The sequence below is a fragment of the Bradyrhizobium sp. USDA 4486 genome (genome assembly GCF_054057995.1).
The window spans coordinates 3,888,824-3,903,857 of sequence record NZ_JBSRZV010000001.1; the positions used below are offsets into that span (position 1 = coordinate 3,888,824).

Annotated in this window: 8 protein-coding genes and 2 pseudogenes; 2 read left to right on the top strand and 8 right to left on the bottom strand. The window is 64.6% G+C overall.

The window, feature by feature from the left end; translation table 11 throughout:
• Positions 1-98 precede the first annotated feature (98 nt).
• From ltrA to ACVWY3_RS18980, 3 genes are all read right to left on the bottom strand, one after another.
• Positions 99-1,478 carry a group II intron reverse transcriptase/maturase gene (gene ltrA, locus ACVWY3_RS18970; RefSeq protein WP_456837647.1) on the bottom strand — a complete coding sequence of 460 codons (1,380 nt, stop codon included), beginning with the start codon at positions 1,476-1,478 and terminating at the stop codon, positions 99-101.
• A gap of 475 nt (positions 1,479-1,953) precedes the next feature.
• Positions 1,954-3,384 (bottom strand): aldehyde dehydrogenase family protein, encoded by a 1,431-nt coding sequence (locus ACVWY3_RS18975; protein WP_456839837.1) that lies wholly within the window; start codon positions 3,382-3,384, stop codon positions 1,954-1,956.
• A gap of 271 nt (positions 3,385-3,655) precedes the next feature.
• Entirely contained in the window at positions 3,656-6,019 is a 2,364-nt protein-coding gene (locus tag ACVWY3_RS18980; RefSeq protein ID WP_456839838.1) for a transketolase, read from the bottom strand.
• A gap of 134 nt (positions 6,020-6,153) precedes the next feature.
• Between ACVWY3_RS18980 and ACVWY3_RS18985 the strand changes: the two genes are divergently transcribed.
• Both ACVWY3_RS18985 and ppk2 read left to right on the top strand, forming a co-directional pair.
• Complete coding sequence (locus ACVWY3_RS18985) at positions 6,154-6,615, top strand: Lrp/AsnC family transcriptional regulator (RefSeq protein WP_027558508.1); 462 nt, start codon at positions 6,154-6,156, stop codon at positions 6,613-6,615.
• Between the two features lie 79 nt (positions 6,616-6,694).
• Positions 6,695-7,605: pseudogene (gene ppk2, locus ACVWY3_RS18990) on the top strand (polyphosphate kinase 2).
• Positions 7,606-7,761: 156 nt separating this feature from the next.
• On the opposite strand, the gene ACVWY3_RS18995 reads toward ppk2, so the two are convergent.
• The 5 genes and pseudogenes from ACVWY3_RS18995 to ACVWY3_RS19015 form a co-directional block, all read right to left on the bottom strand.
• Positions 7,762-8,841 carry a zinc-binding dehydrogenase gene (locus ACVWY3_RS18995; RefSeq protein ID WP_456839839.1) on the bottom strand — a complete coding sequence of 360 codons (1,080 nt, stop codon included), beginning with the start codon at positions 8,839-8,841 and terminating at the stop codon, positions 7,762-7,764.
• Between the two features lie 60 nt (positions 8,842-8,901).
• Positions 8,902-9,843, bottom strand: coding sequence for a DMT family transporter (locus ACVWY3_RS19000; RefSeq protein ID WP_456843398.1), 942 nt, complete (start codon positions 9,841-9,843; stop codon positions 8,902-8,904).
• A gap of 188 nt (positions 9,844-10,031) precedes the next feature.
• Complete coding sequence (locus tag ACVWY3_RS19005; protein ID WP_456839840.1) at positions 10,032-10,871, bottom strand: aldo/keto reductase; 840 nt, start codon at positions 10,869-10,871, stop codon at positions 10,032-10,034.
• Positions 10,872-11,068: 197 nt separating this feature from the next.
• On the bottom strand, positions 11,069-11,965 hold the full coding sequence (locus tag ACVWY3_RS19010; protein ID WP_456843399.1) for an SMP-30/gluconolactonase/LRE family protein: 897 nt from the start codon (positions 11,963-11,965) through the stop codon (positions 11,069-11,071).
• Positions 11,966-12,328: 363 nt separating this feature from the next.
• Positions 12,329-15,033 (bottom strand): annotated as a pseudogene (locus ACVWY3_RS19015) (nitrate reductase).
• Position 15,034: the final 1 nt, after the last annotated feature.

The window sequence follows — 15,034 nt, forward strand, 5'->3', positions numbered from 1 at the left end:
CGCTCCTCGCAATGACGAATCGGGATAGGGGGGAGTCTCGCGACTCCTCCCCTCCCACACCACCGTACATACGGGTCCGTATACGGCGGTTCGGCGGATTATGCAGGCCACTGTCCCGTGACGGAAGCCAAGCCGAGCGAAGCGAAGAAGCTGTTTGGCAGAGCAATGGCGAGCGCGGGGCTGTTCGCGAGCCGCCAAGGGCCATGCGGGGCGCCGGCAGTTTGCGCTGCCAGATCCCGGCCGACGCCACGGCGTCGCAGCTCGGCGAAGCGAGCGGGTCCATACTTCCATTGCTTCCAGACGACGGCGCGCAGCCGCCGCCTGATCCACCGGTCAAGCACGCGCAACACCGACGGGGTTTGGCAGAAGCCGAAGTAGCCGCGCCACCCGATCAGGTAGGCTGACAGCTCCTTGGTAATCTGCACGAGGCTTCGACCGCACGTGCGTCGCGTCAGCTCCAGAACTTTTACCTTGAAGCGGGCGAGCGCCTGCGGCGCGATGCGCCGTCGCGGTGGTTCACTTCCGCCGGTAAAGCTGAAGCCCAGGAACTTGCGAACGCTCGGTTTGGCGACCGCACTCTTGGCCTTGTTGATCTTGAGCTTGAGGTGCTTTTCGAGGAACCGTTCGAGGCCGGCCAACACCCGCTCGCCCGCCTTCTGACTGCGTACATAGATATTGCAGTCGTCGGCGTAGCGCACGAAGCGATGGCCGCGTTTCTCCAGTTCCTTGTCCAGCACATCCAGCATCAGGTTCGACAACAGCGGCGAGAGCGGTCCGCCTTGCGGCGTACCCTCCTCCGTCGGGCTGACCAGCCCTGCCTCCATCACACCCGCAGTCAAGAAGCCACGGATGAGCTTGAGGAGGCGCTTGTCAGCGACCCGTTTGGCAATGAGCCCCATCAGGATGTCGTGGTTGACCCGGTCGAAGAACTTTTCCAGATCGATGTCGACGACGACGGCGTAACCGGATGCGATGTAGGTCTGCGCCCGTTCCACCGCCTGATGCGCCGAGCGGGTCGGCCGGAAGCCGAAGCTCGCCTCGGAGAACGTTCCGTCCCAATCTGCCTGCAACACCTGCATCACCGCCTGCTGGATGAAGCGGTCGAGCACCGTCGGGATGCCGAGCGGCCGCAGGCCGCCCGACGCCTTCGGTATCTCCACCCGCCGCACCGGCTGTGGCTTATAGGTGCCGTCAAGCAACTGGGCGCGGATCGTGAGCCAGTGCTCCTTCAGATAGGCCGATAGCTCGCCGACGGTCATCCCATCGACGCCTGCCGCACCCTTGTTGCGCTTCACTTGCGCCAATGCTGCTTGCAGATTCTCACGCTCGACGACTACTTCCATCGACGGTCCTGCGACCGCCGGGCGTTCGAGGCTGGCTCTCACCGCGCTTGCTTCGGTCTCTCCGGCGGCGGAGCTTGCGGCTTCACCGCCTGCTCCGGTGCCCAAGTTCAGTTCGACCTGATTCTTCTGCCGCATGGCTCGCGCGAGATCGTTGCTCTACTAACCACTTCCACCGTTCGGGCCTTCGGCGGCACACGCCACCTACTATGCCCTCAGCTGACTTCTGCGCTGCGGTCGGGCCGCCTTACGACGACCTCAGTCCCGTTGCCGGGACACAACGCAGACCTCCCGAGGTAAGACCGACCGCCTTCACCGCGCGCCCGCCGAATTTACCACCCCGACCCTTGATGACCCTGGACTTCGCGATCAGTTGCTCGCTCGTCCGGCCGGGTAGGCCTCGTTATCCGGTGTTTGTCCATCGGGCCGCGGCTTTGCTCCACGCTTTCTTCAGACCCCACCTCGCGGTGACGCCCTTGCGCTTCGCTAATCCTTCGCCGCCATCAGGCTGGATAGAGGACTTCCACCTCCAAGCTGTCGTTCATACTCGGCACACAACAAAAACGCCGGAGCGATCACTCGCTCCGGCGTCATTTTTTTCAACCGCTCAATCTTACGCCGCATTGAAGCCGGCGACCGCCTTCACCTCGAGGAAATCCTCGAGGCCGAACTTGCCCCATTCGCGGCCGTTGCCGGACTGCTTGTAGCCGCCGAACGGCGCCGTGCGGTCGTTGGGCACGCCCTGGAGGTTGACGTTACCGGCGCGGATCTGGCGACCGACGCGCTTGGCATCCTCGACCGAAGGACCGTAGACATAGCCGGCGAGGCCATAGGGCGTGTCGTTGGCGATCTTGACGGCGTCGGCTTCGTCCTTGGCACCGAGGATGGTCAGCACCGGCCCAAAAATCTCTTCGCGCGCGATCGTCATCTCGGGCGTCACGTCGGCGAAGATGGTCGGACGGACATAGAAGCCCTTGTTGACGCCTTCGGGCAGGCCCGGGCCACCGGCGACGAGCGTTGCGCCCTCGTCGATGCCCTTCTTGATCAGCGCCTGGATCTTGTCCCACTGACCGCGATTGACGACCGGGCCGATCGTGGTGCCTTCGGCGCGCGGATCGCCCGCCTTGGTCTTGTCAGCGACGGCTTTTGCGATCGCCGCGACTTCCTTCATCTTGGACAGCGGCACGATCATGCGCGATGGCGCGTTGCAGGACTGGCCGGAGTTGTTGAACATGTGCATCACGCCGCCGGTCACCGCCTTTGTGAGGTCGGCGCCTTCGAGGATGACGTTCGGCGATTTGCCGCCGAGCTCCTGGCTGACGCGCTTCACGGTCGGCGCGGCGCGCTTGGCCACATCGATTCCGGCGCGGGTCGAGCCGGTGAAGGAGATCATGTCGATATCAGGGTGCTCGCTCATGGCGGCGCCGACCTCGGGGCCGAGCCCGTTGATGAGGTTGAACACGCCCTTCGGCACGCCGGCTTCATGGAGGATTTCCGCGAAGATCAGCGCCGAGGTCGGGGTGAACTCGCTGGGCTTCAGGATCATGGTGCAGCCGGCGGCGAGCGCGGGCGCGACCTTGCAGGCGATCTGGTTGAGCGGCCAGTTCCAGGGCGTGATCATGCCAACCACGCCGATCGGCTCGCGCAGCACCATCGCGGTGCCGACCGGTTCCTCGAAATGATAGTTCTTGAGCACGTCGAGCGTCGTCATGAGATGGCCGAGGCCAGCGCCGGCCTGCAGCTTCTCGGCCATCGGCAGCGGCGCACCCATCTCGTCGGAGACGGCGGCGCCGATCTCCTTGAGGCGGCCCTTGTAGATCTCGATGATCTTGCTGAGCAGCGCAACGCGCTCCTCGCGGCTGGTCTGGGAGAAGGTTGCAAAGGCACGCTTGGCGGCGGCAACCGCCTTGTCCACGTCAGCCTTGGAGCCCAGCGCAACCTCGTACATCGCCTCTTCCGTCGCGGGATTGACCACGGCGGTGGACTTCTTGACGGCGGGATCGACCCAGGCGCCGTCGATGTAGAATTGCATGCGATTGACCATCTTTGACCTCTTCTTGGGAGCTTGGAGGGGGCGTTTCGGCAGGCATCCTTGCACGAAAGCGCCAGCAGTTGAACCCGCCATATGCGGGGCCAGCGTTGCGGCGGAGGGAGCCTATATGAGCCGATGGCGGGAACTTGGCAAGATTCTCTCGATCGTCATTCCGGGGCGATGTGAAGCATCGAACTATGGTGCGCAATTGCGCACCTGAGAATCTCGAGATTCCGGCTTCGGCTCTTCGAGCCGCCCCGGAATGACATCTAGGTTACCCCGACTACACCGCCATCTTCCGATGCAGCACCGGCGCGCCGGTGGTGAGGCTTTCGGCCGCATCGATGATCGCATTCGCATCGATGCCATAGTGGCGGTAGAGGTCGGCGATGCTGCCGGTCTGGCCGAACTGCTCGACGCCGAGCGCCTCGACGCGATGGCCGCGGACGCTGCCGAGCCAGCCGAGTGCGGATGGATGGCCGTCGATCACGGTCACGATGCCGCAGTCGCGCGGCAGCGGCGCCAGCAGCTTTTCGATGTGGCTGAGATGCTGCACGCCGCGCCGGTCGCGCCGCAATTTTCGCGCGGCCGTCCAGCCCGCATGGAGACGGTCGGCCGAGGTGATCGCGAGCAATCCGATGTCGCGGCGGCTCTCGCCGATGAAACCGGTCGCCTCGATCGCTTCGGGAGCCACCGCGCCGGTATAGGCGATCACGACCTCGGCATTGGGGCCCGGCTTGCGCAGCCAATAGGCGCCGTCGGTGATGCCTTGTTGAAGCTCCGCCGTCATGATGCGTTGCGCCTGCTCGATGCTGCGCGTCGAGAGCCGCAAATAGACCGAGCCGCCCTCGCCCGCCTCGCGCTGCATGTGCTGGAAGCCCCAACCCATGATCACCGCGAGCTCGTCGACGAAAGCAGGTTCGAACGAGGCGAGCCCGCCCTGCGCCATGCCGATCAAGGGCGTTGCGATTGACTGGTGCGCGCCGCCTTCCGGCGCGAGTGTGATGCCCGATGGCGTCGCCGCCACCATGAAGCGCGCATCCTGGTAACAGGCATAGTTCAGCGCATCGAGGCCGCGCTCGATGAAGGGATCGTAGAGCGTGCCGACCGGCAACAGCCGCGCGCCGTTGATCTGGTGCGACAGGCCGAGCGCCGAGAGCATGATGAACAGGTTCATCTCGGCGATGCCGAGCTCGAGATGCTGGCCCCTGGGCGAGGCGTCCCAGTTGTAGGTGGAGGGAATTTTCTCGCTGCGGAATAAGTCGGCCTTCTCGGCGCGCGCGAACAGGCCGCGCCGGTTCACCCACGGACCGAGATTGGTCGAGACGGTGACGTCGGGCGAGGTCGTGACGATGCGCTTTGCCAACTCGCTGTCGCTGCGCGCGATCTCGTTCAGCACGAGGCCAAAGCCCTGCTGGGTCGACATCTGCGGCGATGGCTTGAAGCTCAGCTGCGCGGGCACCTCGACCACAGGCGCCGTCAGCCGGCGTCCGTCCTGGTTGAACGGCACGCGTGCGAGGAAGGCTTCCAGCTCGGCCGCATCCTGGGCGAGGCCCTCATACTTGTCCCATTCGTGGCCGGGACGGATGTTCTGGCTCTCGCGATATTTCTCCATCTGCGCCACCGTCATCAGGCCGGCATGGTTGTCCTTGTGGCCTTGGAAGGGCAGGCCGACCCCCTTGATGGTATAGGCGATGAAGCAGACCGGCCGGTCGTGGTCGATAGACTCGAACGCTTCCAGCATGCTCGGCATGTCGTGGCCGCCGAGATTCGACATTAGCGCCAGCAGCTGCTCGTCGCTGCGCTTGTCGATCAGCTTCGTGATCGGCCCCTGATCGCCGATCTCGTCATGCAGATGCTTGCGGAAGGCAGCGCCGCCCTGGAAGCACAGCGCCGCATAGAGCGCGTTCGGGCAATTGTCGATCCAGCGCTTCAAGGCCTCGCCGCCGGGCTCCGCAAAAGCTTCGCGCATCAGGCGGCCGTATTTCACGATGACGACGTCCCAGCCGAAATTGCGGAACATGGTCTCGAACTTTTCCCAGAGCCCCTCGCGCACGACCGCGTCGAGCGACTGGCGATTATAATCCACCACCCACCAGGTGTTGCGCAGGCCGTGCTTCCAGCCCTCGGCGAGGGCTTCGAAGATGTTGCCCTCATCCATCTCGGCGTCGCCGACGAGGGCAATCATCCGCCCTTCGCGGCGGTCCTTCATCCAGCCATGCGCCTTGACGTAGTCCTGCACCAGCGAAGAGAACAGCGTCTGTGCGACGCCGAGGCCGACCGAGCCTGTGGAGAAATCGACGTCGTCGACATCCTTGGTGCGCGAGGGATAGGACTGCGCGCCCTTGAACCCGCGGAAGTTCTCCAGCTTTTCACGGCTCTGGCGGCCGAACAGATACTGAATGGCGTGGAACACCGGGCTCGCATGCGGCTTCACCGCGACGCGATCCTCGGGGCGCAGCACGTGGAAGTAAAGCGCCGACATGATGGTGGCGAGCGAGGCGGACGAAGCCTGATGGCCGCCGACCTTGAGGCCGTCCGCATTCGGGCGGATGTGGTTGGCGTGGTGGATGGTCCACGACGACAGCCACAGCGCCTTGCGGCTCAGGGCGGTCAATATGTCGAGACGGGCGGAATCAACGGGCATGGCAATGCTCCCGAAAACAATTCTGGCGATGATACGCCTGCGGGCAGCGCCAAACTTCTCAATTTTTCGCGCCAGACCCGCCGAGATTAGGATAGTTTACCAATCGATTGCCTCCAAATGCAGGTTCCATCCCAATGCCCGACCTCGATGCCATCGACCGCAAGATCCTCGCGCTGCTCCAGACCGACAGCCGGCTGACCATGCAGGAGCTCGCCGACAAGGTCGGGCTTTCGGTGTCGCCCTGCCACCGCCGGGTCAAGCTCTTGGAGGAGCGCGGCGTCATCTCGCGCTATATCGCGACGGTCGACCAGAAGGCGCTGGGGCTGCATGTCAGCGTGTTCATCTCGATCAAGCTGGCGCGTCAGAAGGAGGAGGACCTCAACCGCTTCGCCCGCGCCATCTCGAAATGGGACGAGGTGCTGGAATGCTATTTGATGACCGGCAACCGTGACTACCTGCTGCGGGTGGTGGCGGCCGACCTCGCCTCCTACGAGACATTCCTGAAGACAAAGCTGACACGGCTCGACGGCATCGCCTCGATCGAATCCAGCTTTGCGCTCAGCCAGGTCAAATATTCGATCGCGCTGCCGGTGTGACCACCCACCCTGTCATATGCGCGCAACAAACCCCGCCGATGGTCCTGAGCGACAGACATTTCTGCCGTGAGAATGACCCATGACCGACCGCACCTCTCAGACCGCCAAGCGCGAGCGCATCATTGAGGAGATGGCCGACGATCTCGACGAGGAGCTTGAGATGGAGCTGGATGACACCCGTCTCGATGAACTTCTGGACGAGACCGACGTGCTCAACCCGACGCTGGACCGCAAGCTCTATTTCCGGGAGCTGCTCCGCCTCCAGGGCGAGTTGGTCAAGCTGCAGGACTGGGTGCAAGCCGAGAAGAAGAAGGTCGTGGTGCTGTTCGAGGGCCGCGATTCCGCCGGCAAGGGCGGCGTCATCAAGCGCATCACCCAACGTCTCAATCCGCGCATCTGCCGCGTCGCGGCGCTTCCGGCTCCGAGCGAGCGCGAGCGCACGCAATGGTACTTCCAGCGCTACGTCGCGCATTTGCCGGCCGGCGGCGAGATGGTGCTGTTCGACCGCAGCTGGTACAACCGCGCCGGCGTCGAGCGCGTGATGGGCTTCTGCACCGAGGAGCAGTACCAGGAGTTCTTCAAGACCGTGCCGGAGTTCGAGCGGATGCTGATCCGCTCCGGCATCATCCTGCTCAAGTACTGGTTCTCGATCACCGACGACGAGCAGCAGTTCCGATTCACCATGCGCATCAAGGATCCGCTCAAGCAGTGGAAGCTGAGCCCGATGGACGTCGAGGCTCGCAGCCGCTGGGAAGCCTACACCCCAAGGAGACCATGCTGGAGCACACGCACCTGCCGGATAGCCCGTGGTGGATCGTCGATGCCGTCGACAAGAAGCGCGCCCGGCTCAACTGCATCGCGCATCTGCTCAGCCAGATCCCATACCAGGAAGTGGCGCGCGCGCCGGTGGTGCTGCCGGCGCGGGTGCGCAATCCCGACTATCACCGCGGCCCGATTCCGCCGGAGATGTACGTGCCGGCGAAATACTGACAGAGATCTCGTAGGGTGGGTTAGGCGAGCAGGTGCGCAAAGCGCAGCGTCTCGGCGTAACCCACCTCTTCTGTCGCCACGACAAGAGAATTGGTGGGTTGCGCCGTGCGGACTGCGCTTCGCGCAGCCGCAGGGCTAACCCATCCTACGAAACTGCTACCGCCACGGCTGCACGAGGATCTTGGTGTGCACCTCGGGATTGGCGAGATCGGCAAACGCCTTGGCGACGCCGTCGATGCCGACCTCGGCGGTTACCATCGCCGCGGCATCCACCTGCCCTTCCGCGATCAGGCGCAGTGACGCTGCAAATTCGTCCGGCGTGTAGCCGAGCACATACTGGACGTTCAGCTCCTTCATGATGCCAAGCATGGGCTCGTTTCTGTCGCTCTCCATGCAGACGCCGACAACGACAACCTTCGCATCGCGCGGCGCACCCTCGAACACCTGCTGCAACAGGCCGGGCACGCCGACACATTCGAAGATGATCGCGGGCTTGAGCGCCGGCAGCATGGCCTGGAATGGCGGCCGCGCGGCTTTCTCCGCCTCCGACATCTGCGCGTGCTCGGCCCACGTCGTATAGGGCTGCGACACGCCGGGATCGACCACGACGTCCGCGCCGAGTTTTGCGGCGAGCGCCCGCCGCGCGGGCGAATAGTCGGAGGCGATGATCGGATGCAGGCCCTTGATCCTCAGCGCCGCGATGACCGCGAGCCCGACCGGGCCGCAACCGATCACGAGCGGCACCTCGCCGCCCCCGATATTTGCCTTCGCCACGGCGTGAACGCCGACCGCGAGCGGCTCGGTCAGCGCGGCATGTTCGGGCGCAAGACCATTGGGCACTTCGAGCAGGAGCGGCTCGCTCAAGATCATTCTCTCCGCATAGCCGCCGACGAAGTCGTTGGAATAGCCGATCCCCTTGATGCCCTCCGGCGTCAGTAGCGCGGGCAGCGAGCAGACATGCGTGCCCGGCTTGAGCTTGCGCACAGTGCCGGGGCCGTAGTCGACGATCTCGCAACAGAACTCGTGGCCGAAGACGACATCGCGCGACAGATCCATCGGCGTGCGTCCGGTCTTCTTCGCCATCTCCACCATGCGAGGCGCGTGCTGACGCGCATGCAGGTCGGAACCACAGATGCCGCAGGCGAGCGTCCTGACCAGCACCTGGCCGGGGCCCGGCGTCGGCTCCGCCATCTGGCCAACGACAATCTCCCCGTTCCTGAAAATCGCAGCGCGCACCCGGCTCCTCCTCTGGCGTCGGAGCCATTGATAGCACGTATCAGAGAGCGCCGACTTGCGTCAGGGGTTCGGGGAACGCTCTTCCAGCACCAGCAGCTGGGCGCGGCGGACGCGCTCGCGATGGGCGATATAGAGACCGCTGGCGACGATGAAGGCCGCACCGATGACCGTCCAGATGCTCGGCACCTCGCCGAAGATGAAGAAGCCAAGAATGCTGACCCACAACAATTGCGAGTAGGAGAACGGCGCCAACACCGAAGCATCGCCGTAGCGATAGGCCAGCACGACGATCCACTGCCCGGCGGTCGATGCGACGCCGATGAAGATGCCGAGTGCGATCGCCGTCCAGGACGGCGTCACCCAGACGAACGGAACGATGGCGGTGAGGATCACAAGGCCGGTCAGCGAGGAATAGGCCATGGTGGTGACGACGGCTTCCCGTCCGCTCATCATGCGCGTCAGGATCAGCGTGCCGGCCCAGCAGGCCGCCGAGACGACCGGGAAGAACGCCGCCGGATGAAACGCGCTGGTGCCCGGGCGCAGGATGATCAGCACGCCGACGAGGCCGAGGGCGGTGGCGAACCAGCGGCGCATGCCGACCTTCTCGCCGAGGAAAACGATCGAGAGCGCCGTGACGAACAGCGGCGCCACGAAACCGGTGGCAGACGCCTCCGCGATCGGGAGGAAGCCGAGGCCCGTGATGAAGAACAATGAAGAACCGAGCAGCACCGCGCCGCGCATCACGTGCAGTCCGAGACGCTCGGTGCGCATCGCATAGTACGGCGAGGACCGCAGCATCACGGGCGTAAAGATCAGCGCGAAGGTGAGGAAGCGGATCCAGGTGATCTCGATCGACGGCAGGCTGGTCGAGAGATATTTCGCGGTGACGTCGGAGCAGCCGAGGAACACCGTCGAGAGCAGGATCAGTGCGATGCCCTTGAAGGGATGATCGACGCGCGCGGGAGCGCGGCGGCGAACATGCTTCTTCTCGGGCATGGGCACGGAAATACTGTCGAGCCTTGCGGCTGCGGCGGGCGGCGGGGTCACGGCTGGAACCTGGGACAACGACGATTCGGGAACGATCGTAAAAAACGACAAAAGCGCCGCTTTCACAACTTCCGAAAACAGGATGCCGATATGCGCTCACGTCCGCGCGCGTCAATACTCCATTAATAATGGAGGTTTGTGCACTACAGCATGGGCAGGCTGCGCGGCTTCGGACCGCGCGGAAACGCCGCATCGAGCGCCGAAAACTCCTCCTTCGTCAGCACGAGATCGCCGGCAGCCGCATTCTCGCCGGCATGTTCCGCGGATGACGCCTTCGGGATCGCGAACACCGTAGTCGCACGGGTGAGAAAACTCAGCGCGACCTGACGCGGTGTTGCACGACGTGCCTCCGCGATGCGCGCGAGCACCGCTCCGCCCTTGCTGCGTTCATCGGGGAAGTCATCGTGCCCAAACGGCGAATAGGCGACCACGGCAACGCCGTGCCGCTCGCACCACGGGATCACCGCATGCTCGATCGCGCGCTCCTTGAGATGATAGAGCACCTGATTGCAGGCGATGCGACCCGCGCCGGAGACGTCGAGAATGTCGTCGAGATCGTCGGCATCGAAATTGGAGACACCCCATGATTTGATCTTGCCTGATTTCACCAGCTCCTCGAACGCGGCGACGGTGTCTTCCAGCGGATAGGAACCGCGCCAATGCAGGAGATAGCAATCGAGATGATCAGTCTTCAGCCGCTTCAGCGAGCGCTCGCAGGCGGTGATGGTGCCGCGGCGCGAGGCATTGCTCGGCAGCACCTTCGAGACGAGGAACACCTCGTCGCGGCGGCCCACGATCGCGTCCGCAATCACGAGCTCGGCATCGCCATACATCTCGGCGGTGTCGATATGCGTCATGCCGAGATCGAGCCCGCGCTGAAGCGCCGCGATCGCGCGCTTGCGATCGCCGTGGTCGAGATACCAGGTGCCCTGCCCGATCACGGAGACGCTGGCGCCAGTCTTGCCGAAGGGTTTTGTGTTCATGTCTGTCTCCGATCTCTCTTCGCCCTCTCGTTCCTACGGGGAGAGGGTCGGGATGAGGGGCCGCCTCCGCAATCAAGGTAGCAGTTGGACTCGTGGAGAGCCCCTCACATGCATTTTGCGCATCGCGCCACTGCGGCCTCTCCCCGCACGCGGGAGAGGCGAGAAGAGGCACCGCCCAGCTCAACATTTGTCGCGTGTTACAGTTCACTTATATCCGCCACCAGCACGCTGCCGGTCGCAGATTCCGTGATATAGAGCCGATCCTTGTTCGCGCCACCGATGGCGACATTGGTGCAGTTCGGGCCCGTGCAGGATTTGATCCGCGCGATCAATTCGCCGTTCGGCGCGAACACGAAGACGTGGCCGAGCGAGGCGTGGCCGACGAACAGGCGGCCCTTGGCGTCCATCGTCAAGCCATCAGGGCCGCTGGTGCCGAACAGCGAGCAGAAGCGACCGACCTTGGACACACTGCCGTCCTTCATGAACGGCAGCCGCCACACCGCATTGTCGCGCGTCATCGCGACGAACAGCACGGTCTCGTTGGGATCGAGCACGAGCCCATTCGGGCTGATGCCGGTGTCGATCAGGCAGTCGAGTCGCCCGTTCGGTGCCAGCCGGTAGACGCGGCCACTCGGATCATGCAGGCCGGTCTGGCCTTGATCGGTGAAGAAGATATCGCCGTTGGACGCGAGATGCAGATCATTGCAGCCGCGGAAGGACTCTGAGTTGCGCGCGGTCAGCACCGGCGTGATGCGGCCGTCCTTGGCGTCGAGCTCCATGATGCCGTGCATGTAATCGGTGACCAGGATGCGGCCGTCGGCGGCGATCTTCAATCCGTTCGGCCAGCCTTCATACTCGATCACGAGCGACCACTCGCCGCTGGGCGCGATCCGGAAGATGCGGCCGAACGGAATATCGACGATGTAGAGATTGCCGTCCTGATCGAACGACGGCCCTTCGATGAAGCTGTCGGTCGGCACACCCGGCCGGTTGGCATCGGCCCAATCGGTCCGCACGCCCTTGCGGCGGAATGTGTCGGGCATGGCGGAGAACAGTTTTGCTTCGATCAGCCGCGGCGGCGTTTCCAGGTACATCATGATTGTTTGTGATTGTTGAGAGGGAGCGCGCGGCAACATAGGGCACAATCGCGGGCGCGTCGATTGGGGCGATGGACATGGCTGCGTTGGGAAGCGATACCGACCCGCGCAACTCCCGTGTCCCGATGTGCAGCAACGCATCAGCGTTGCTGCGCGGAGCCGGGACCATAAGGGCCAACGCTCTGCCGTTAGATGAGCCCCCGCTCTGCAGCGCACCACTCCGTGCTGCGCAGCGTCCGGGGCGCGAGACCGTGCTGTAGCGCAGCCCGCTCAAGCCGCGCGGACGGTGGCCAGGAACTGCTCGACCTCGCTGCAGAGGCGTTTGTTCTCGTCGAGCATGGCGGCCGGCGGACGGCCGGGTTACCCCGCCGCCCCCGCCAGCTTGGCCTGCTTCGGCGGTGTCTCCGTCGTCGCAATCAGGCGCTTCAGCTCGGGGATGCAGGAGCCGCAATTGGTGCCGGCCTTGAGCTTTGCGCCGATCTCGGCCGCCGTTCGTGCGCCGGATGAGATGGCATCACAGATGGTGCCGCGGCCGACGCCGAAGCAGGCGCAGACGATCGGGCCGGTCGAGGCAGCGCCCTCGCTGGACTTGCCCGACAGCAGCATGCGGCGCTGCTCGTCGGTGACGTGATCGGCGACGAACAGGCTCTTCACCACCTCCCAGTCGCCGGCGTCGTGCGCGGGTCCGACGAACAGGCAGGTCTCGATGCGGTCGCCCGCGAACGAGGCGGCGCGATAAACGCCGCCGCCGAAGTCGCGATACTCGGCGACGTCTCCTCGCCGGCGATGCTCTCGAGCCAGGCCGGCCAGCGCGCGAGGTCCGAATTGTCGGCGAAGAGATAGCCGAACCCGCCTGAGACCGTGACGCGGGTCCACAACAGGTTCTGCGGCAGATCGAGTTGCTTGCGCGAGAGCGCGAAGCCGCGGAAGACGTATTCATACGGCGCGATCGCAGCGGGCGTCGCCTTGGATTCCGGCTGGCCCGAGAACGGATCGGTGAACGGTGCTACCAATGCCCCGACGCGGCCGTGCGAGGCGTTCATCGCGCTCCAGTGGATCGGCGCGAACAGCGTGCCGCGCTGCTGGCGCTCGCTGACGACCACTTTAAGGGTGCATTGGCCGTAATCGGTGGTGATGCGAGCATAGCCGTCATGGACGATGCCGTATTTGCCGGCGTCGTCAGGATGGATTTCGACGAAGGGCTCCGGCAGATGTGCGCCGAGCCGCTGGCTGAGGCCGGTGCGCGTCATGGTGTGCCACTGGTCACGGATGCGCCCGGTGTTGAGCCGTAAGGGGCGCGACGGGCCGGTCTCGCCACGCAGCGACGGCACCTCCGGCGCGACGAAGCGGCCCTTCCCGTCATTGGTGAAGAAGCCGCCTTGCGCGAAGAAGCGCTCGCCAGGCATCCCGCCTTCGCGCACCGGCCACTGCACCGGCTTCAATGCATCGAAGCCTTCGTCGGAGAGCGACGTCAGCGCGCCGATGTCGAAATCGCGGCTGCCATTGTTCTCGAACGCCGAGAGCGCGGCGTGCTCGCGGAAAATATCGGCGGCGGATTTGTAATTGAAGCTGTCGCCGAAGCCGAGACGTCTTGCGATCTCGCTCAGGATCCACCAATCCGGCCGCGCTTCGCCCGGCGCCGGCAGGAACGAGCGCTGACGCGAAATACGCCGTTCTGAATTGGTCACCGTGCCCGACTTCTCGCCCCAGGCGAGCGCGGGCAGCAGCACATGCGGACCGGCCTCGACCGTGTCGTTGGAGAGCACGTTCTCGGAGACGACGAACAACTCGAGCTTCTTCAGCGCGTCGCGGACGAAATCCGCATCGGGCAGCGAGACAGCGGGATTGGTGCCCATCACCCACAGCGCCTTGACCTCGCCGCGGTTGATCGCCTCGAACAGCTGCACCGCTTTCAGCCCCTCATGGGTGGCGATACGCGGCGCGTTCCAGAACCGCCTGACCCGATCAATGTCCGGCGGCGTGAAGCCCATATGTGCAGCGAGCATATTGGCGAGACCGCCGACCTCGCGGCCGCCCATCGCGTTGGGCTGGCCGGTGAGCGAGAACGGCGAGGCGCCTGGCTTGCCGATACGGCCCGTGGCGAGATGGCAATTCAGGATCGCGTTGACCTTGTCGGTGCCCTGCGCCGACTGGTTGACGCCCTGCGAATAGAGCGTGACGACCTTCTCGGTGTCACGGAACATCTTGAAGAAGGTCGCGACGTCCAGCTCGTTGAGACCGGTCGCCAGCGCGGTCGCGGCGACGCTGCCGGCGATGTTGCGCGCGCGCGCCAGCGCATCGTCGAAACCGCTGGTGTTCTGCGCGATGTAGTCCTTGTCGAGCGCGCCGTTGTCGGCGAGATGAACGAACAGGCCGGAGAACAACGCCGTGTCGGTGCCGGGCTTGAGGCCGAGGAACAGGTCAACGTCGCTTGCGGTGTCGGTGCGGCGCGGATCGATCACGATCATCCGCGCGCCGCGCTCCTGCCTGTTCTTCAACATGCGCTGGAACAGCACGGGGTGACACCAGGCTGCGTTCGAGCCGACGAAGACGAGCAGATCGGCCTGGTCGAGATCCTCGTAGCAGCCAGGCACGGTGTCGGCGCCGAAGGCGCGGCGATGGCCGGCGACCGAGGACGACATGCAGAGCCGCGAATTGGTGTCGACATTGGCGGTGCCGACGAAGCCCTTCATCAGCTTGTTGGCGACGTAATAATCCTCGGTCAGCAGCTGGCCGGAGAGATAGAACGCAACCGCGTCCGCACCATCGCGCGCCACGATGTGCTGCATGCGGTGGGCAACATGGTCGAGCGCATCGCTCCAGGCGACGCGCTCCAGCACGCCCTTGCAGCGGATCATCGGATAGAGCAGCCGGCTTTCCAGCCCCACGGTCTCGCCGAGCGCCGAGCCCTTCGAGCAGAGCCGGCCGAAATTGGCGGGATGATCAGGATCGCCGGCAATCGCAGCTCCGCCCTTGCCGTCCGGCGTTGCCAGCACGCCGCAGCCGACGCCGCAATAGGGACAGGTCGTTCGGGTCGCGCGGAGATTTGGGTCGATCGCCGTCATG

What these genes read in the sequence shown, in the direction of transcription:
- ltrA (WP_456837647.1), bottom strand. Translation starts at nt 1,478, where the DNA reads ATGCGGCAGAAGAATCAGGTCGAACTGAACTTGGGCACCGGAGCAGGC.
- ACVWY3_RS18975 (WP_456839837.1), bottom strand. Translation starts at nt 3,384, where the DNA reads ATGGTCAATCGCATGCAATTCTACATCGACGGCGCCTGGGTCGATCCC.
- ACVWY3_RS18980 (WP_456839838.1), bottom strand. Translation starts at nt 6,019, where the DNA reads ATGCCCGTTGATTCCGCCCGTCTCGACATATTGACCGCCCTGAGCCGC.
- ACVWY3_RS18985 (WP_027558508.1), top strand. Translation starts at nt 6,154, where the DNA reads ATGCCCGACCTCGATGCCATCGACCGCAAGATCCTCGCGCTGCTCCAG.
- ACVWY3_RS19005 (WP_456839840.1), bottom strand. Translation starts at nt 10,871, where the DNA reads ATGAACACAAAACCCTTCGGCAAGACTGGCGCCAGCGTCTCCGTGATC.
- ACVWY3_RS19010 (WP_456843399.1), bottom strand. Translation starts at nt 11,965, where the DNA reads ATGTACCTGGAAACGCCGCCGCGGCTGATCGAAGCAAAACTGTTCTCC.